Origin of the sequence: Aestuariibaculum marinum (assembly GCF_014596975.1) — a bacterium.
GTDB lineage: Bacteria > Bacteroidota > Bacteroidia > Flavobacteriales > Flavobacteriaceae > Aestuariibaculum > Aestuariibaculum marinum.
The window spans coordinates 38,218-58,623 of the sequence record NZ_JACVXD010000011.1 but is presented as its reverse complement, the minus strand read 5'-3'; the positions used below and the strand labels follow the sequence as shown (position 1 = coordinate 58,623).

Sequence of the window (20,406 nt, the reverse complement as noted above, 5' to 3'; positions counted from 1 at the left end):
ATTATATAAAGGCTTACCAGAAATTCAGCTATACTCATTTTTTCTACCTCAGGTGCTTCTATATTCAGTTTTCTTTACATATTTACCTCACGAAAACTTTACGAATTCCCATACTAGACATAAAAAAAAGCCCTCAAGGGTATCCTTAAGGACTTTAGTGTAATGCCATTCTTTTAATCCGGTATTTAATAACTGAAGTAATGGACTATTAGTGTTAGTAATATCTTATTTATCTGATGTCGGAGTTTTGCTAAATATTGCGTTAATACGTTTCATGTCAAATTTAGACGATCGATCATAGAAATAAATTCCATTTTGTTCTTGTTCAACATCGGTTAATTGTGTGTAGCAATATCCCCAAACCTGATCCTTTAATGAAATAATAGCATCAACCTGGCCTTCTAAACGAGAATAAAATTCTTCCTTTGTCTTAGGAGCGTTACCATATCCCCAAGAATCTCCTGGATTTTTTTGTTGTTCAATAGTCCATTTTATACCTCCAAATTCATCAATTAAATAAGGTATATCTCCTGGGTATCGATAAAAATCAAATTGATTCACTTGTGCTAGGCCATTAAAACCAATATTCATGCTTTTACCACGATTGGTATTGCCGTTTGGTGTTGTTTGTTTATATTCTCCTTTATCGTTATAAAGATTCTTTTTAAGTCTTTCTCCATTTTGCTCGTAATCGTGTACAGAGTAAATATCTGTAAGAATGTGGACACCTCCACTGGACGTATTTACAGGACGTGTAGGATCAAGATTTTTTGATATTTCATACAAATCTGCAGCAAAACGAGGATATTGCACTTGATCAGGCCACCAGGCTTCATTCAATGGTGTCCAAATTAAAATACTAGGATGATTACGATCACGCACAATAATATCTTCCCATTCACCAAGGAAGTTACGTGCGGTTTCTACAGCATTACAATCCATCCCCCAACTAGCTGCTTCCCCCCAGGTAATATACCCTAGTTTATCAGCATAGTAATAAAAACGCTCTTCAAATACTTTTTGATGTAAACGAGCCCCATTAAATCCTGCCGCCATTGAAAGCTCAATGTCTTTTTTCAGATCAGCATCTGTTGGAGCAGTCCAAATTCCATCAGGGTAGAAACCCTGATCTAATACTAATCTTTGATAAAAAGGTTTATTATTTAAGTAAATCTTATTCCCCTCAGTATGTACTTTACGCATACCAAGGTATGAATTTACTTTATCAACAACTTTTCCCTCTTTGTTTATTATTTCATAAACAACATCGTACAAGAAAGGGTTAGCAGGACTCCATAATTTCGCCTTCTTAATAGGGATGATTACAATGGAATTATTTGTTGCTTTTACGTTTGATTTCCCAACAACTTTACCATTATCCAGAATACTTACTTTTAAAGTATTACCAGATTCACGATAAAACGCAGGGTGAATAACCACCTGTGACTGGTCTATATCTGTAATTACCTGAGTAGATTTAAGTCCAGTTACAGCAACAGGCTCCATCCATACTGTTTGCCAAATACCTGTTGTTCGTGTGTAATTACATCCATAGGAATTAACACGAAGACTTTGCTTTCCTGCTGCTTGTGTTGCACTTCTTAAATCACTTTTAGCATAAACAACCAAGTTATGAGTTTGACCGCTTTTAACAAATTTTGTAATATCTGCTGAGAAAGATGTAGATCCTCCAAAGTGACGTAACACAAATTTCCCATCAATATATACTTCTGCAGTATAGTATACAGCACCAAAGTTTAAACGGATGTTTTTTCCATCCCATGTTTGAGGAATCTCTATTTTACGATGATACCAAATATTATTAATAAAATCTTTATATCCAACACCAGATAATTTACTTTCCGGACAAAAGGGAACAATGATGTTATCATCAAAACCTTCTGATTTAAACAGTGATCTTTCAAGCCCTGATTGACTAAAGTCAAAAGTATACGACCATTCTCCATTTAAATTAACCCAATCTGTTCTTTCAAATTGTGGACGAGGGTACTCCGGTCTTGGAGTTTCTGCTGCTTTAGCAAAAAAAAAGATATTGCAAAAGAGCAACATCGTTATCAATTTGATACTAGTTTTCATTTTAATATAGTTTAAGTATTTCAATAAAGTCTATTTGGTTTTCAATAAGGTAAAATTTTCAAAACTCGATCAGGGCCATTTGTAACGACATAGATGAATTTATCTTTTCCTAATTTTATATCTCTTATTCTTCCTTTCCCTTTCCATATAATTTCCTGTTTTAATATTTCATCATCTTTAATTACTAATCGTCTCAGTTCCTGAAAAGCCAATGCTCCAACCAGAAGATTATTGTCCCATTTAGTATAGTTATCACTTGAAACAAATAATATGGGACATACAGCTATGGATGGCGTCCATTGAGTCACCGGTTGTACCATTCCTTCCATATGGGTTTTATCACTTATCACACTTCCGTTATAATTTAAACCATATGTTACTAAAGGCCAACCATAATTGTCTCCCTTGTTTATAATATTCAATTCATCACCTCCCCTTGGTCCATGCTCAGATGCCCATATATCCCCTGTTTGAGGATTTCGATCAATTCCTTGAACGTTTCTGTTTCCAATAGAATATATTGCCTTTAGCACTCCTGATCTATCAGCAAAAGGGTTATCTTCAGGAATGCTTCCATCGGCATGTATTCTAAAAATTTTGCCTGTTGCTTTTGATAAATCTTGTGAATCCATTGCTCTACCCATATCACCAATTGAAAAAAACAAATATCCTTCTGGGTCAAAATATAGTCTACACCCCCAGCGATTACCATTTCTAACCATAAGCGAATCTGGAACCTCAAATAATGTTTGTTCACTCGTCCATTGATTATCTATAATTTTTGCCCTTACAATTTTGGTTAGTGCTAAGGCATTTTTGTCATCATAATTCCCATTGGTAAAACTATAGGCTAAGTAAATAAATTTATTTTTTTCATAATCAGGATCTAACGCAATATCCATATATCCTCCTGTACTAGATTTTAAATATGTTTTTGGAAGTCCCTCTATAGAATCAGACTGAATTACATTATTTATCATCCATTTTAAACTCCCTCTTTTCTCAGAAATCAGTGCTGAATCTCTGCTTATAAATTCGATAGCCCATGGTGTTTTCAGCTTTTCTCCAACAATTGACTGAATAACCAACTTATATTGCTCTGAGTTTACTGTATCGGTTTTAATTTTTTTATCACTTTCTAAATCATTATCCTGAAAAGATAAAATGTACTCCGCTACAGACGAAAGCTCATCAGCACTTAAAATATTCTTCCAAGAAACCATTGTTGTATTAGGAATCCCTTGTGAAATTTGCCTTTCAATATATTTCTTCGTAAATCGGTTTTTAAAAAGATCGGTTTTCGAGTCTACACCACGAAGGTTAGGTGCATGACATCCAACACAGTATTTTGAATAGATTTTCAATCCTTCTTGAGAGAAAACATAATTTACAGAAAACAACAATATTATTATCAATCTAAAAATCATAATTTATATGCATTATGTTAAACGTTTTTTAACAATATTGAATTTTTGAAGGACTTGAAATGGTATGATTTATAAAAAACTCTATGCAATTTAAAAATCCGAAAAATACAATTGGATCATTTTCTGTTCATAATTTTTACAAATTGATTCAAATCAACGTGTTTGAATGCTATATAGCTTTATTTAACACGAATAATTTAAGTTTGAACCATTTTGGCTTACTACATTTAAAAACGACAATTAAAATTTCCCATAAAAAAACAATAACTTTATTTCATCCTTTTTTGTAATTAAGAATGTTCAAAATTATCTTTCTATATTTAATCACAACAAATCAAGTAAGGTACAATCGGAGTATTACTTAATAATTTTTAATGGTCTCGGCATTTGGTTTTGGCCCTGTTATTGGATAAACCTTTTTGTAAATCTTCTTTTCATCTCCCTGTTCTTCCATCCAATTAAGTAATTGCTTACATAGCTTATCAATCCTTTTCTTATAAATTGGGTTTTCAATCAAATTTTCTTGTTCATTTGGATCATTGACTATATCATAAAACTCCATTTCAGGTCTTACAAAATAATGCTGTATAATGTTTGCTGCTTTAACATCGTTTTCAGCTTCATCATACCAAGAATCCCAGTATGCTCCTGCCCCATCTTTTCTAAAAATATCGGAATGATTGGTATGATAGGCATTTGGCTCCAAATTAATAATTAGTTTATATCTGTCTGTCCTTATACTTCTCATTGGATAAACATTAAACTTATCATCTCCTGTATGAGTAGAATAAATTACTTTTCTGAACTGATTCTTTTTTCCACTTAAAATTGAAGCGAAAGATTTACCATCTAAATGATTTGAAACTTTAATTCCCGAAATATCTAATAATGTAGGAAGAATATCTATCCAACTTACCATTGCATCAGTTTGACTACCAGCTTGTATTTTTCCTGGCCACTTAACAATTAAAGGGGTTCTAATCCCAGCTTCATAAAGATTCCATTTCCCAAAAGGCCATTGTGCACCATGATCACTTGTAAACAAAGTCATTGTATTTTCACCAAGTTTCCCATTGAGATATTCAAACACTTGCCCCATTTCATTGTCCATCCCTGTTACATCGGTATAATAACGAGATCTATGTTCCCTGGTTTCTTTTGTGTCAATAAAATAAGGGGGTAAATCAACTTTTTCCGGATCATAATCCATTTTTTTTGTCCACGACACATGTGGCCTTCTATCTCCTACAAAAATACATACAGGTGTATTAACATTGTTCGAATCAAAATACTTACTAATATTTTTATAAAGATTGACTTGTTCATCATTATGAAAATCAAAACCACATTTTTCATTACCTCTATAGTGTGCAACTTTCCCAAAAGCAAATACTTTATAGCCTTCTGACTTCAAATTTTCAATCAAATATGGAATACCTTCACTTGGGAAAGCATGATTTACTTCTGCTCCATTACGAGCAGGCATTAAACCTGTTAGTAATGCCGCCCTACTAGGAGCACAAGAAGGCGAGGCTACAAATGCATTGTTAAAAGTCATCCCTTCTTCACTAAGTTTTTGTAAAACTGGAGTCTTGACCACCTTAGCTCCATACACTGATACATCCTTGTAACCTAAATCGTCTGATAAATAAACAATAAAATTAGGCTTTTCTTGAGCGCTTATGGTAGAGGCCAAATGTAGAACCAATAAAAAAATCATCTTATTAAAAAGCTTTCCAATCATGAAATCAATTATTTTTAAATAAAACATAATAATTTTAAACTCATTAAGCTAAAAACTAAGGCTTAGTAAGCTCTTTATTATTTTTTGCCCAATTTTTCCAAATAACAATTATTATTTGTTTCTGTCCTATCTTCATTGTTACGAAAAAGTGGACTTCCTATATTAGAAACAAAAAAAGGTTATGTTTTCCAAAACATTCCATCCGATAAATCATCTATTACAGTTGAATATTTAACTATAAAAATTAGTAAATTCCCTTTTCCATTTTACAATTTCATTATTATACATGGCATCCAAACCCATTTGTACAGCTATCGCTGCTTTGGCTCCTGTTACAAAATCTGATTTTGGTCGCGTATTATTTAATACACTTTCTGAAAAATCCATTAAAGCCTGTTTAGAAGAATGCGTGTGCCCTATCTGTATTGGTATACCTTTTCCCTTTTCCCATTGCACGGTTGCTCCTGAAACGCCGTCTAATTCTCCCAATTCGCGACTATCAAAATTACCTTCAGGATAAAACCAAGCATTTTCATAATCTAAAATAATAGTTCCTTTATCCCCCAAAACCTTAATCTGGTAATCATTTAGTGCATTAGAAGTTAAACAGGTAAACTTCGCTTTTACCCCGTTTGGATAATTGTAGATTAAATGAATATTATCATAAGTTTCACGACCGTCTTTCCAGTAATCAATTCCTCCAGATCCCATAACCTGGTCAGGAACAGCATCAAGTACCCAATTAACAAAATCGATTTGATGAGAACAAAGCTCTGCTACCAAACCACCAGAGTACTCTCTGTACATACGCCAGTTAATAAGTCGTTCTAAATCGGGATTAGGCACTGGGCGACGCCAGTTTCCATGACGATTCCATTGACATTCAAAAGCTGTAATATTACCAACCTTACCCTCTTTAATCAAATCAACTACATGAGTGTATAAGCGAGAACTGTGATATTGGTGACCTGTTTGGAAAATTGTTGAACTTTCCTTTATCTTTTCATTCAAATTCTTAACACCTTTATAACCCTTTGCCGTTGTCTTTTCTCCATAGATATGCTTTCCGGCATCTAACGCATCAATTCCTATGACCGAATGTGTACTAAACGGGGTCGCGATCAAAACAGCATCAATATCTTTATTCTCAAGCATTTTTCGATAATCTGAATATCCTTTTACTTTTCCCGATGCCCGAGACATTCCTTTTTCTAATCGAAAAGGTAAAATATCACAACAGGCCATCAAATTTAAATTAGGTATCTCATCTATTACGGGAATTAATCCGCCTCCACGGTCGCCAGTTCCTATAATCCCGATATTGATGCGGTCATTCTTAGAAGAGGTCAAGGCATTTAAAGTAGGAATAGCTGTCATTGTAGCCATAGCCCCTAAAGCTCCTAAACTGCTATTCTTCACGAAGGTTCTTCTTTTCATTATATTATTCTTTTACTGCTTATTTCTTTTATATTTTTAATTCCCAACCTGGTTCATAAGTTCTGTTCCAAAGTTTCATTGCTTCACGGTCATATATCCTTCCTGATTGCTCATCAATAGCAAAACCCTTATTGATACGATAGGCGATATTAGCGTAATGTACCATAGCCATACTTATACTTGCATCGTCTATAGGAGCATTCAATGTTGCCTTTCCTCGTATACTATTAAAAAAATTAAGCATATGAGCTGTTGTAGTATCACCTCCTCCTCCCAAGGCGGTTCCTGCTTCCTGAGAAGCAGATTCATTTGATTTTATGAGTTTTCCGTTGCGGTCATAAATTTCATATTTATTTCGATCTACAAATACGGTACCTTCACTACCGTAAATAATCGTACCACGCCCTCCTTTATATAAATCATAGCCACTGCGGCTTCTGCCATCCCATTCAATAATCTTATCATCAGAAAAACTAAAACGTGCCTTCATGGTATCGTACATCTCCCAGCCATCATTTTCAAAATGTCTTTTATAAGCTTCTACATGGGCCTCTCTCGGAAAATCAACACCTAACGCCCATCTAGCCACATCCAGTTCGTGGGTTCCATTATTTCCTGCTTCGGCTGTACCATAATCCCAACCATACCAGTGCCAGTTATAGTCCCATGTATTATCTGTATATGCTCTTCGCGGAGCCGGCCCTTGCCATAATTCCCAATCTAATCCTTTTGGAACTTCTGCTGGTTTTTGGTTTGGAACTTCTCCTCTGGAATTTGTATAAAACGCAGTTGCTTTAAAAGCCTTACCTATTTCTCCCTCGTGGATTGCTTTAATGACCTCTACAGTATGCGCAGAAGAGCGCTGCTGATTCCCCATTTGAACGACCTTATCATACTTTGCCGCAGCTGCCACCAGTTTTTCATTCTCGTCCATGGTATGACTACAGGGTTTTTCTACATATACATGCTTGCCTGCCTTCATAGCCATAATGGAGCCTGGGGCATGCCAATGATCTGGTGTAGCATTAATAAGGACATCTATTTTTTTATCATCAATCACCCTACGAATGTCGTTCTCTCCTTTAAGTGTATAACCTAACCTCTTTGAGAATTTCCTTATCGCATTATCTCGTTGATGCTGCATCACATCACAAAGATAGACCAGTTCTACATTAGATTCTTTCAAAGCAATGGGATCTAGGTAGGCACCAACGCGTCTACCTAATCCTGCTATTCCTACATGTAACTTATCATTAGCTCCTATGATTTTTCGATAACTACTGGCAGGCATCGCCGTAGCAGAACTAAATGCTACATTAGATGTCGCTACTGCAGCACTACCTAATATTGATTTAGTGATAAAATCTCTTCTTGTTGTCATTCTTTTATTTTTTTATTTTAATATTCTTAAAGGATACACGGTTACCATGATCCTGTAATAAAATACGGCCTTCTTTTAATTCCCCAAAACGATTCCATTTAGCATATTTACTCTCAGAAACCAATTCTCTGAAAGCTTCACTACCACGTTCATATTCTAGAACTTTAGTGCCATTTAACCAATGTTCTACATGATTATTTTTAGAAACAATTCTAGCGGTGTTCCACTGTCCTACAGGATGTATAGGTTTGTTAAGATCAGCCTTGATAAGATCGTAAAGCGACGCAACAGTACGGCTTCCCTCATGATTGCCTAATTTGGCATCTGGGTGCTTATCATCATCTAAAATTTGATACTCTAGACCAATAGAAGATCCTGCTCCCTTATTAATATCGGTATCTACATAATATTTAATACCACTATTTGCCCCTTCAGTGATTTTAAAATCAACTTTCAGTTCAAAATCTCCATAAACTTTTTCTGTCACAATATCTCCTCCAGCAGCGGATTCGGCACCGTCACTAGCTAATACCGTTAAGATACCATCTTTTATTTCCCAACCTTGAGTCGGGAATTCATCCAAACGGGCACCTCGCCAACCTTTGGTAGTTTTACCATCCCATAATAGTTCCCAACCTTCTTCCTTTTCTGATTTGGTTAAGGCATTTTTAGTACTTACAGGAGTTATATTCATCTTTTTAGAATAAAGTTCTAAACTATCGTTTTGAATACGGATATTTTTCCACATAATTATTTTCCCAGGAGTATCCCCATTACCTATACTATGTACTTGCAGAGCTATAAAACCACGAGGCGTTTTATCGTCTATTAAGAAAGCAGCCGGCACATCATTAATCCAAGTTTTAATGCTATCTCCAATGGCTTCAATACGATAATGATTCCAATCGTTTTGCTTAAAAGCAGCCTGGGCCTTTGGATTACTTTTCAAATCTACCAACCAGCCTCGACGAGCTTCATCATAAATCCCTGCGCTCCAACCACGATCTGATGGATCAATCTCAATCTGATAGCCATGTACTCGACCGTTCATATAATGTGGTAAGCTATTACTACGAACTTGGATTCCCGAATTCATACTAGAATCTACTTTATAATCTAACTCTAAAATAAAATTATCAAAAGTCTTATCTGTTGTTAAAAAAGAATTAGGAGTACCGCTAACGGTCTTTCCCATAATCATACCATCTTCAACAATATACTGTGCTTTTCCGCCTTTTTGTGTCCAACCAGAAAGGTCCTTGCCATTAAACAAGGCTACTCCAAATTTATCCTGAGCGCTTGGACTATGACATGAAATGACCAGCACAAGTGATAATAATTCCAAAATTTTAATTCTGTTTTTTTTCATTGTAATTCAATTTTAATGAATAATTATGTCGTTACGTTTATATTCTATCTTTTTATAATATTCTAATTTGTATTCAGGCACCTCAAACTTCTCAGGAATCGGCATCCCCGAAAATTGCTGAAAATATAAAACACAAGAATCCCGCCAACGCTTAGCATCCCTCAATTGAATCTCTAATAATGCACTGACATGATTAAATCTATTAATATCTATTTCTTTTTTAAGCGAACTGAATTCCCGTTGCATCTTTTTTACGATTTCTACACCCTCATAATATTTAGTCACTAATTCTTCCCATAAATTGTTTCCTGACTTCATTTTGTAATTCCAGGGCAGATGATGAAACCATAGGAGATATTTTTCCGGAGTAGTTTTTGTTTTTTCAAATTTTGAACTTAATGGGAAATTATACTGTTCCACTGCATTCGACCCCGAACTTGTTCGATCAAACCCCAAACCATCCTTACTAGCACAGTGAAAACTTCTTGATCGTTTTGACCATGGTGCTGGTCCATAATGTGAACCTGTACCGATATGAGTTAAACCAAGTGGCTCACGATAATCAACTGCTGCTTTTACCGATTGATTCATGATTTCTTTAAGCGTATTAACCACTTTCTTATTATTAGAAAATGTCATTTTTATCCATTCCTGAGCAATGTCATCTGAAGCCAGATCGTAATCCCAAGCCAAACGACCAAAAGCATACCAACTGGATTGCACAAAAGGATGTCCTGTCCAATTTCTTGTTGTACCAGGATTAATTACAGCTGTCATTCCAGAATGTTTATATTCAAAAACTATCTTCTCTAAAATCTGCGCTACGGTTGAAGCTTTTCTCTTCGCAAACGTATCGGCATCAAGTGTTTCTTTAAACATAGGCGCCTTATAGAGCAAATGATTAGCATTGCCTAAATACTCCTGCGTTACCTGAAACTCAATCATAAGATTTGTTTTTGGCATAGCACCGAAAAGAGGAGAAAACGGTTCTCGAGGCATAAAATCTAAAGGACCATTTTTTATTTGAAGGATTACATTATCCATAAATTTTCCATCTAGCGAAACAAACTCATCATAGGCTTCACGTACCCTGTCATTCTGAGTATGACTATACACAAAAGCTCGCCATAAAACCAAGCCACCATATGGCATTAAAGCTTCAGCCAGCATATTAGCACCCTCTGCATGGTTACGATTATATGCTTTAGGTCCTGGTTGACCTTCTGAATCAGCCTTAACAAGAAACCCTCCGAAGTCTGGAATTTTTCTATAAATAATATCGACTTTGTCTATCCACCATTTTTTAACTGTTGGATTCATCGGATCTGCCGTTTTAAAATTATCTAAAATTACAGGTGAAGCATAATTGACCGATAAGAAAATTTTTATTCCATAATTTCTGAAAATTTCAGCCAAAACAGAAATTTTTTCTAAAAATTCAACCGTTATAAAATTTGCATCAGCATTAACATTATTGATTGCAATCGCATTAATTCCAATTGAAGCACTTGCTCTTGCATAGTCAACATAACGCTTATCTATATGTTGTGGTAATTTACTCCAGTCCCAAAGAGAAAGACCAGCATAACCACGCTCTACAGATCTATCTATATTATCCCAGTGGTTTACCATACGAAGTTCCATTTTAGGAGAACTAATGACATTTAGATTAGAAATAGGCTGTTGAGTCTGTAACTTTCTTAGGAGTGCGAATACTCCATAAAGCACACCTAAATCAGTGTTTGCAGCAATAAAAGTCACTTTATTTCCTTTTATCTTTTGAGTTTTCAAGAAATAACCGTCTCCTGAAATTTTTGAAAGCTCAGTGAATTTTTGTGATGCAACAAGAAAAGAATTTTTAGGTGTTCCTAAAACAACAGCTCCTTCTTTTAATTTATCTCCAAAAATGATTGTTTTAGATAGCAGCCCGTTTAAGCCCATTTCAAGTTCCTTCTTCACAGAGTTCATAATTGGTGAATCATCGCTTAAAATCACATTTGAAAGTTGATCCCTGTATTCTTCTAGTAATTTTTGATTTGAAACCTTTACATATCTAAGCCACATATCATAGCCATCTTCCAAATTCTTATTGGAAATGAAATTATCTCCCAACATAAAAATCGGAAACAAAAAGGCAATAAACAAAAAAAACAACTTACTCATATTAAGACTTTTACTAAAAAACACATTTGTATTTTACTTAACGACCATAATCATTTTTTTTATCAGCTTTACTTGGTCTAGGAAATTTTCTAATGTTCATATAACGTTTATAACTGTCAAAAATCTCCTTATCAGAGCCTACGACACGTGGATCATTTGTTCTTTTAAGCTCATTTTTGAGTGCCGTTTTTAGTTTTTTTTCAGTCTTACCATATTCTGGTAATCCTGCAAGATTATGCAAACAGAATGGGTCTTCATTTATTTCAAAAAGCTCAAATTCTGGTCGTTTACCAACAGCTAGATCATAAAATGGTTTCATATCTTCATCCTCAGAATTCAGCATAAGAAACTCTTTTGAAGGACTTTCATCGATATCTGTATAGGCTATTCCTTCTTTATAAGCCCCCTCATATACACCATTAAATGGTAACACATGGGTAGTATCCTTGTCTGAAAATTTTTGAGGAGCTCCAGCAGGCCATCTTTCTGGTTTCATATTCCAAATTAACAAATAATCTTTACTACGAACCGCGCGTTGCGGATACCCCAAATTTTTATACCGCGATGAGGAATGACGTTCTCTTCCTGAAAAAACATAAGACTCTTTCTTATTCACATTTCCATTTTTATTAGACTTCAATAGTCTTAAAAAACTTTTTCCTGACATTGGCATCATTATATCCTTTGGATTTTGTTTTGTAATTTCTAAAAGTGTTGGAGCTATATCTACAAAGGATATAAGATCCTTAATCACCCTATTTCCAGGGAATTCTTTTGGATACCGAATAGCCATTGGCACATGAATACCATATTCATATGTATTTGCTTTGGCTCGTGGAAAAGGTTTTCCATTATCAGAGGTTACTATGATAATGGTATTCTCCAATGCTCCTATTTTCTCTAAATACTGTAACATGTCTTCCAACTGTTGGTCAAACCATTCAATCTCTACAGCATAATCTAACAAATCACCTCTAACCACATCAACATCTGGAAGAAAACCAGGTACTTTAACACCTTTCATATCTTTTCCTAACCTCTTATAAGAGCTCCTTTCATAAGGTCGATGAGGTTCTTGAGCACCAAACCAAAAAAAGAAAGGTCTATTTGCGGCTTTATTATTCACGAAAAATTTGAAGTTTTTAACATAATCGGTAACCTTAATGCCTTTAGCATAGGTTTTAATTCCGTTTAAACTATCTATATCAAATTTAAAATCTGAATGAAGCTTTCCTGCGGCATTAGTTTCTCTCCATAACGAATCATTATTATTTCTTGCATATTGAAAAGGATCTACTCCTTTTCCTGTTCGTCCTATACAATACCCTGCTTTTTCCAATACATCTATAAACGGAACATATTTTTTTAACCATGCAGATGCATGTTGGCCAGATTGCTCATTTTGCCAAGGATATCTTCCTGTTACCAGAGCACTTCGTGATGGAGCACATCCTGGTGATGCTGCTATACAATTTTCAAAATATATTCCTTCTTTAGCGATTCTATCGAAAGCTGGAGTATTAATAAATGTTGATCCTGCAAAACTTGTATGAGCAAACGATTGATCATCGCTTACTACAAAAAGAATATTTGGCAGATTCTCTTGCTTTTGAGCATTACATACAAAACTTAATATAATTAATAATAAAATGTGTGTTTCTTTTCTATTTATAAAAAAAATTACTAGTCTCAATGAGTTTTGTTTTTATATGATTTTAACGCTAATCAAATTAATTTTAAATGATTTTCATCACATTAATTTTTACCAGGTCCTACAGCTGTTTTTATATTATTAGGGAGCCATTTCTGAAAATCTCTTATAACATCTTTAAACCTTGATTTATTAGCTAGGTTGTGCCATTCATTAGGGTCTTTTTTGTGATTATACAACTCTTCAGATCCATCAAAATACCTTATATAACGCCAATTATCGGTTCTCACACCTATACTTGCTTTTTGGTAATAAGTAATGGATGGTGTTTTCCTCTTATACTGCCTATCTTCAATAATATGTCTGAGTGAAACTCCGTTTAAATCCTGATCTACTTTAGGTAAATTACAATAATCGATTAAAGTTGGATAAATGTCTAATAAGTTTACAGGTTGATCTCGCTTTTCTCCTTTAGGACCATCAGGGATTTTAACCATAAAAAGGGTATGTGTTGTTTTTTCCCATAAAGCAAATTTTGCAAAATGTTTTTTCTCTCCCATATGAAATCCATGGTCAGCCCATAACACGACTATTGTATTATCTTTGTACTTACTATTTTCCAAAGCTTCAAGCACCCTTCCAAGATTATAATCCATAAAAGAAATAGAGGCTAAATAAGAACGCACAATCGGTTTCCATTGTTTAATACTTTTTAAATCATCTAATTTAACAGGATTTTCTGCCCAAGCTTTACCTACAGGCGGAACATCATCTAAATCGTTTTCAAGCACAGTAGGCATTTTTAAATCTTCTAATGGGTACATATCAAAAAACCGTTTTGGTGCTGTCCATGGGTTATGAGGTCTATACAATCCTAATGTCATAAAAAAAGGAGCCTCATATTCGTCCTGAAGCCTTTGAATTGTTAAATCTGTATTTTTTACATCTGAAAAATCACTATCCGGACCATTCCATGATTCGTAATCAAACATCCTTGGACTTTTGATTTTGTTAATAACATTAGGTTGTTTTGGCATCGGTCCATAACCTCCATCATGTCCATCCATGTCGTCCCACATTTTTTGTATTCGTTCTCGATTAGGTCTTGAATGAAATAATTTTCCTGACCACATGGTTATATAACCATTATTTTTAAAATGTTCAGGAATTAAGGTAGCAGCCATAGCCTCTTCGGAATTTTGAAAATTATCTGAATTATCATAAATTCCTGTAACCACAGGACTGAGTCCTGTTAACACTGCCGATCGTGAAGGATTGCAAGCTGGTGCCGCAGTATAAGCTTTTGAAAAGGTTATTGACTCTTTTGAAAATTTATCTAAATTAGGCGTTTTTAAACCTGGATAATCTTCTAACAAAGAAACATAATCATTTAAGTCATCTATAGCTATAAATAATACATTATATTTTTTTTGAGCATATAAAGAAGAACCAAACATTAGCAATAATGTAAATACAATTCCTTTTTGCCTCTTATTGTAGTTGTTCAATATTTTTCTCATAACACAATTCTAAATAGCCATTAATTTTCTGTTTCAATAATTAATTCTCCTCCTTCTTCAAAAATTGAATACGGCGCAAAAAAGTTCTTTAATCTTTCTCCATTAATTTCTACTGATCTTAATTTACGTGATTGTCCTTTTTTTGAAATGGTTAATGTTTTACCATTATTTAATTCCCATATAATATCATCAAAAATTGGAACAGTTGTTATGAATTCATTATCAGCGACAGATAAAGGATATAAACCCAAAGCCGTAAACACATACCATGACGACATTTCTCCTGCATCATCCATGCCTGACAATGCTAATCCATATTCTCCAATACCATAATAATCTTTTAGAAGTATATCTAAAATTGCCTGTGATTTTTCTGGTTTTTCTACAAAATAATAAGCAAATGGCGCCTCATGATTTGGTTGATTTCCGTGACAATATTGTCCTAAAAACCCAGACACGTTTCGCGCTATATAATTAGAATTCCACGGTACTGAAAATAATGAATCTAATTTTTCTTCAAACCGTTGAGTTCCTCCGTATAAATTCACCAAACCATATATATCATGAGGGACATAAAACGATAGCTGCCAAGCATTTGCTTCTCGATACATATATTGATAATATGGATATTGCGGATTAAAAGGTGTTACCCAATGGCCATCATCAAGTCGTCCTCTCATAAAATTAGTTTCCTTATCGAATACATTCTTATAATTTTCAGACCGTTTCATCAAATCTTCTGCATGTTCAGAATCTCCTAATTTCTCGGCTAAAAGGCTTAAGGCGTAATCGTCATGGGCATACTCTAAAGTTTTAGAAACTCCTGCCCGGCCTTTTGTTTCTACGTTGGGATTTTTAACCACTGGAGTAGATATATATCCCTTTTCTATATATTCGGTAATATAAGGCCTTGTCCCTCCTTCTTTATAAGCATTATTTAGTAAAAGTTGATATGCTTTTTGGACATCAAAATTTGTTATCCCCTTGAAATAAGAACTTGCTATAAAAGGTGCTGCATGATCTCCATGGAAGAACGTAGGCATAAATCCTCTAATCTCACCTCTATTAACCATACTTTGAATTACATCTCCAGTAAGTTCTGGTCTCAGCATACCTAATAGAACTAATTTATTTCGATAAGTATCCCATAAAGAAGGTAAGGTATAATAGTTAAACCCTTCTTTCCTTATTATCCCTGACTCATCTATAAATTCTCCGTTTGAATCACTTCTTAAAGCTGGCCATAAGAATGACCTGTATAAAGAGCTATAAAAAATCTCTTTTTCTCTTTTTGAACCGCCTTTAACTTTTATTCGAGACAGTAAAGTATTCCACTCTTTTACACCCTCTGTATGAACCTCATCAAAAGACTTCGTACCTATTTCTGCATTCAAATTTTCTTTTGCGTTTTCAACACTTACAAAGGACAATCCTATTTTTAAAATTAAAGGGCTTGAACCTCCATCTTTAAGATGAACCAACGCAAATTTATCTCCAGCTTTATTCTCTTCTATTTTTAATTGTTCAATTTCTTGACTTAAAGTCACATAAAAATATATCTTATCCCGACCTATATCTTGCACGCCTTCCAACGCATTACTTCCTATTTTCTTAATTTCCCATTTAACAACTTTATTATTTGCCTTACTTAAATCGAAAAGGATCTGTCTATTTTCATTATTTTCAAAAGTATATTCATGAATACCACATCGTAAGGTTGAACTAAGTCTTACATTAACTCTAAAATCTTCTAAATAAACCTGATAATAAGCAGGAGAGGCTGTTTCTTTTGTATGAGAAAACTTAGACTTATAAGGATATGTATTAAATCCTGATACGGGTAAAATGGGTATATTACACAAATTCCAATGCCCTTTATTTGTATGTGTAAACCCTAAAATCTCTTTGTCCTCATATTCATAACCTGCTCCACTTCCATACTCGGTAATGGGACTTAACTGCACCATGGCATTTGGCCAGGATGAGCCTGGAAAGGTTAAACCAGCCCAAACTCGCCAATCCTTAGGAGGTGTATATCCTATAATTGTAGTGTCTAAAAGGGGTGCTGTTCCTAAAAAGGGATTTACAAATACTACTGGTTTTTCAACAAATTTCCCACTATCATTCTTTTGCTCTTCCTGTCCATTATGGTTTTGACAACTTGAAAAACTATAACAAATTGACAATAAAAAAATGAAAATGGTTAACTTCTTATTCATTGTTAAATATATGTAAGACAAAAATTCGGGCAACTCCTTATAGAGTAAAATTTATTCTATTTTCCATTCCTTAGGCGCCTTAAACCCTTTTCTTCCCTCTCCATAAGGACGAACTTCCGTTTTATAATGAATATTCTCAAACTTTTCTATAGCCGTCATCATCTTCTTGTAAACAAGAGGATATTGCTGCCTGACATCAAGCTTTTCTGAAGGATCTGAAATAAGATGAAATAATACATCATTTTCTAGGCGCATACCTCGACTTCCATCGGATTTTATTAATTTCCACTCCGTATTTACAAGAGCTTTACTACCAAGGTAAAATTCTCTATGAATAACAGGTTTTTGCCCCTTTAAAACTGGTAATATACTAATACCATCCAATGGTAATTTTGATTCTTCTTTTACTCCTACAATATCCAGAAGTGTTGGCATAACATCTATATAACCTGTTACCTGATTAGAAATTTCTCCTCCTTTAATTTTGCTTGGCCATTTAATTATCGCCGGCACTCTTACTCCTCCTTCCCATTCCTCAAATTTCGTTCCTCTTAAACCTCCACTACTGCCACCCGATCCAGGATCTGGTCCATTATCACTAAAAAATAATACAATTGTATTTTTTTCAATATTATTTTCCTCAAGAGCAGCAAGAATTTCTCCTATGCCTTTGTCTAATGAACTTACCATAGCATTATAAGTTTGCTTAACAGTATTTCCTCTGCCTTGATAACCATAACCTTTTTCATCACTAAACTTTGGTTTGCTAGCATCATATCCTTGAGCAATCAAGTCTTCTTCTTTTGCTTGCAGTGGGACATGAGGCGCATTATATGCCACGTACATAAAGAACGGATCGCCTTCCGCACTGTATTCCTTTATATTCTGAATAGCCTCCTGAGTAAGCAAATCTGTTGAATAGCCCTCATCATATGAAGAATTAAAATCATCATGCCAATCCAATTCACCCTCACGAAAATGTGTAAAAAAATCTATAGCTCCATTATAGTGCCCGTAGAAATGGGTGAAGCCTCTATGGAGAGGATGATATTGCATACGCGAATGTCCTAAATGCCATTTACCAAGCACAGCCCGATTGGTATATCCTACCTTACTCAACTTTTCAGGAAGAAAAACCTCACTAGTATCCACTCCAAAATCACGCCAAGGAGGAATTACTGTTGAACGAAGACCGTACCGCTCTGGATAGCGTCCTGTAAGCAACCCTGCCCTAGTAGGAGAACATATAGGAGTTACATAAAAACGCTCCATTCGAAGGCCCTCTTTGGCCAACTGATTAATATGAGGTGTGTGAATTTCACTGCCATGATACCCCACATCACCCCATCCTAAATCATCAGCCAATATTACAATGATATTAGGTTTTTCATCATGCTGACTCCATACTACAAAAGGCATGAAAATGAGATATAAAAAAAGTTTTTGCCTTAATTTCATTTTTTAATTAAAGTTTTATAATTATTTATTGAGCTACAAATACTGGATGACATAAATTTAAATTTCCGTTTTCGTATGGTCTTGATAGAAACCCTAACATACTTAAGAAGCTAGATCCTTCACTAAAAACTCTCATAAGTCTTCTATCTAAATACTAATAGAAATGAATTTTTATCGTTTCTCTCTCATCTTTTTTAGTATAACATCCCATGACTCTACATAGTTTACTTCGGCCCAACGCTCCCACAAACCGGATAATTCTTTTACCTTTTCAGGGTACTGGTCGGCTATATTATTAGTTTCGCTTCGATCCTGTTGCATATCGTAAAGTTCCCATTCCTTCTGCTGTTTAGCCCCCCAATCCATCACTAATTTATAATTTCCTAACCGTACAGCTTTATTCCCTTCATGCTCCCAAAAAATTGGTTCTGTATGAATGGGTTTATTTTTTCCTTCTATTAGAGGCATCAAACTTTTTCCTACTATAGAATGAATATTATTACCCTGATATGTTTTTGGATATTTGGCATTAGCCAACTCGACAAAGGTTGCCATAATATCAGGTAGAAAACCATAATGGTTAATAATTTTACCTCGTTGCTTACTTTTTATTCCTTCAGGCCAATGGACAATTAAAGGTGTTGAAATCCCTCCTTCATGTAACCAATGTTTATATTTTCGAAATGGTGTATTTGAGGAGTTAGCCCATGCTTGCCCATAAGTAAGAAAGTACCCTTCTTTACTTTCTAGATTTTCGGCTGGTCCTCCTCCTAACATTCCTCCTTCAGCACATGCTCCATTGTCATTAAGGAATAATATAATAGTATTATCAAATTCGCCAATGTCTTTAAGATAACTTACAAGTTCACCAATGTTCTGATCCATTTTATCAATCTGAGCGGCATAAATAGCACGTCTCAATGCCATTTCTTCTTGCTTTTTCTCTGATAGACCATCCCAGTCTATGGCATCGTCTTGAGAAAGTTCCCATTCATCTTCGATAAGTCCCAAATCAATCATTCTTTGATAACGCTCATCTCTCAATTGAGTCCAACCTTGATGGTAACGATTTCTATATTTATCGATTTCGGCTTTAGGAGCCTGTAAAGGCCAATGCGGAGCTGTATATGCTAAATAAAGAAAAAAGGGCTTATCCTTCTCTTTGGAAGTAGTCTCACCAATGAATTTTTTTGCATAATCAGTAAATGCATCTGTAGTATAAAATTCGTCATCTTGAATTTCAATTTCTTCATTATTCAAGCTTATATGCCTTGGATATTTAGGTTTAAAGAAGTTAGAAGCCCCTGCCAAAATACCATAGAATCTATCGAAACCACGTTGTAATGGCCATTGATTCTTTTGACTCATCCCAAGGTGCCATTTCCCAGTCATCAATGTAGTGTAACCAGCACTTTTAAGTAATTCGGCTAAAGTTATATTAGACCTGTTCAAAAAACCTCTATAACCAGGTAACCCAACATCATGATCTGTTTTATTTTCAGGAGGATTAGTCATATGGCCAATTCCTGTTTGATGAGGATAAAGTCCAGTCATTAATGAAGCTCTGGTTGGACAACATCTTGCCGTATTATAAAACTGTGTAAATCGTACACCGTTAAGAGCAAGCTCATCCAATGCAGGTGTATCTATTTCCCCTCCAAAAGCGCCTATATCAGAATATCCCATATCATCTGACATGATCAAAACAATATTAGGGCGTTTTATTTTGTTATTTGGATGATCAAGCTTCGCCGCTTGATCATCCAAATCATTAACCGCAGTGAATGAAACATTACAATTTTCATTGGAAAATAATGTTACAAGAGATATTAAAAATAAAATAACTATGAGTATTATCTTATTTTGTTTTCTTGTATAAAAGCGTGATATTTTTTTCATTATTATTTAATTTAAAGACAACTTCGGTAGGTCTTATAGTT

At 34.6% G+C, this 20,406-nt stretch carries 12 protein-coding genes; all 12 read right to left on the bottom strand.

What is annotated here, in order from left to right; genetic code table 11:
- Positions 1–225: 225 nt before the first annotated feature.
- A complete protein-coding gene (locus ICJ85_RS14305; RefSeq protein WP_188224484.1) occupies positions 226–2,097 on the bottom strand; it encodes a glycoside hydrolase family 2 protein in 1,872 nt (623 codons plus the stop codon).
- A 41-nt stretch (positions 2,098–2,138) separates the two neighbouring features.
- Positions 2,139–3,512, bottom strand: coding sequence for a PQQ-dependent sugar dehydrogenase (locus tag ICJ85_RS14300; RefSeq protein WP_206688051.1), 1,374 nt, complete (start codon positions 3,510–3,512; stop codon positions 2,139–2,141).
- A 373-nt stretch (positions 3,513–3,885) separates the two neighbouring features.
- Complete coding sequence (locus ICJ85_RS14295; protein ID WP_206688050.1) at positions 3,886–5,220, bottom strand: sulfatase family protein; 1,335 nt, start codon at positions 5,218–5,220, stop codon at positions 3,886–3,888.
- A gap of 279 nt (positions 5,221–5,499) precedes the next feature.
- Positions 5,500–6,705: a Gfo/Idh/MocA family protein gene (locus tag ICJ85_RS14290; RefSeq protein ID WP_188224481.1), complete on the bottom strand. Its 1,206-nt coding sequence runs from the start codon at positions 6,703–6,705 to the stop codon at positions 5,500–5,502.
- A gap of 28 nt (positions 6,706–6,733) precedes the next feature.
- Positions 6,734–8,086: a Gfo/Idh/MocA family protein gene (locus ICJ85_RS14285; protein WP_188224480.1), complete on the bottom strand. Its 1,353-nt coding sequence runs from the start codon at positions 8,084–8,086 to the stop codon at positions 6,734–6,736.
- A gap of 4 nt (positions 8,087–8,090) precedes the next feature.
- The gene (locus ICJ85_RS14280; RefSeq protein WP_188224479.1) at positions 8,091–9,455 is read right to left on the bottom strand and encodes a 3-keto-disaccharide hydrolase; all 1,365 of its coding nucleotides are present in this window, start codon (positions 9,453–9,455) and stop codon (positions 8,091–8,093) included.
- Positions 9,456–9,467: 12 nt separating this feature from the next.
- Complete coding sequence (locus ICJ85_RS14275; protein WP_188224478.1) at positions 9,468–11,618, bottom strand: alpha-glucuronidase family glycosyl hydrolase; 2,151 nt, start codon at positions 11,616–11,618, stop codon at positions 9,468–9,470.
- A gap of 37 nt (positions 11,619–11,655) precedes the next feature.
- A complete protein-coding gene (locus ICJ85_RS14270) occupies positions 11,656–13,311 on the bottom strand; it encodes a sulfatase family protein (protein WP_188224477.1) in 1,656 nt (551 codons plus the stop codon).
- A gap of 62 nt (positions 13,312–13,373) precedes the next feature.
- Positions 13,374–14,789 (bottom strand): sulfatase, encoded by a 1,416-nt coding sequence (locus ICJ85_RS14265; RefSeq protein WP_188224476.1) that lies wholly within the window; start codon positions 14,787–14,789, stop codon positions 13,374–13,376.
- Between the two features lie 20 nt (positions 14,790–14,809).
- Positions 14,810–17,008: a GH92 family glycosyl hydrolase gene (locus tag ICJ85_RS14260; protein ID WP_188224475.1), complete on the bottom strand. Its 2,199-nt coding sequence runs from the start codon at positions 17,006–17,008 to the stop codon at positions 14,810–14,812.
- A gap of 51 nt (positions 17,009–17,059) precedes the next feature.
- Positions 17,060–18,427, bottom strand: a complete 1,368-nt coding sequence (locus ICJ85_RS14255) for a sulfatase-like hydrolase/transferase (protein WP_206688049.1) — start codon at positions 18,425–18,427, stop codon at positions 17,060–17,062.
- 210 nt (positions 18,428–18,637) lie between these two features.
- Positions 18,638–20,365 (bottom strand): arylsulfatase, encoded by a 1,728-nt coding sequence (locus tag ICJ85_RS14250; protein ID WP_188224473.1) that lies wholly within the window; start codon positions 20,363–20,365, stop codon positions 18,638–18,640.
- Between the last annotated feature and the right edge of the window lie 41 nt (positions 20,366–20,406).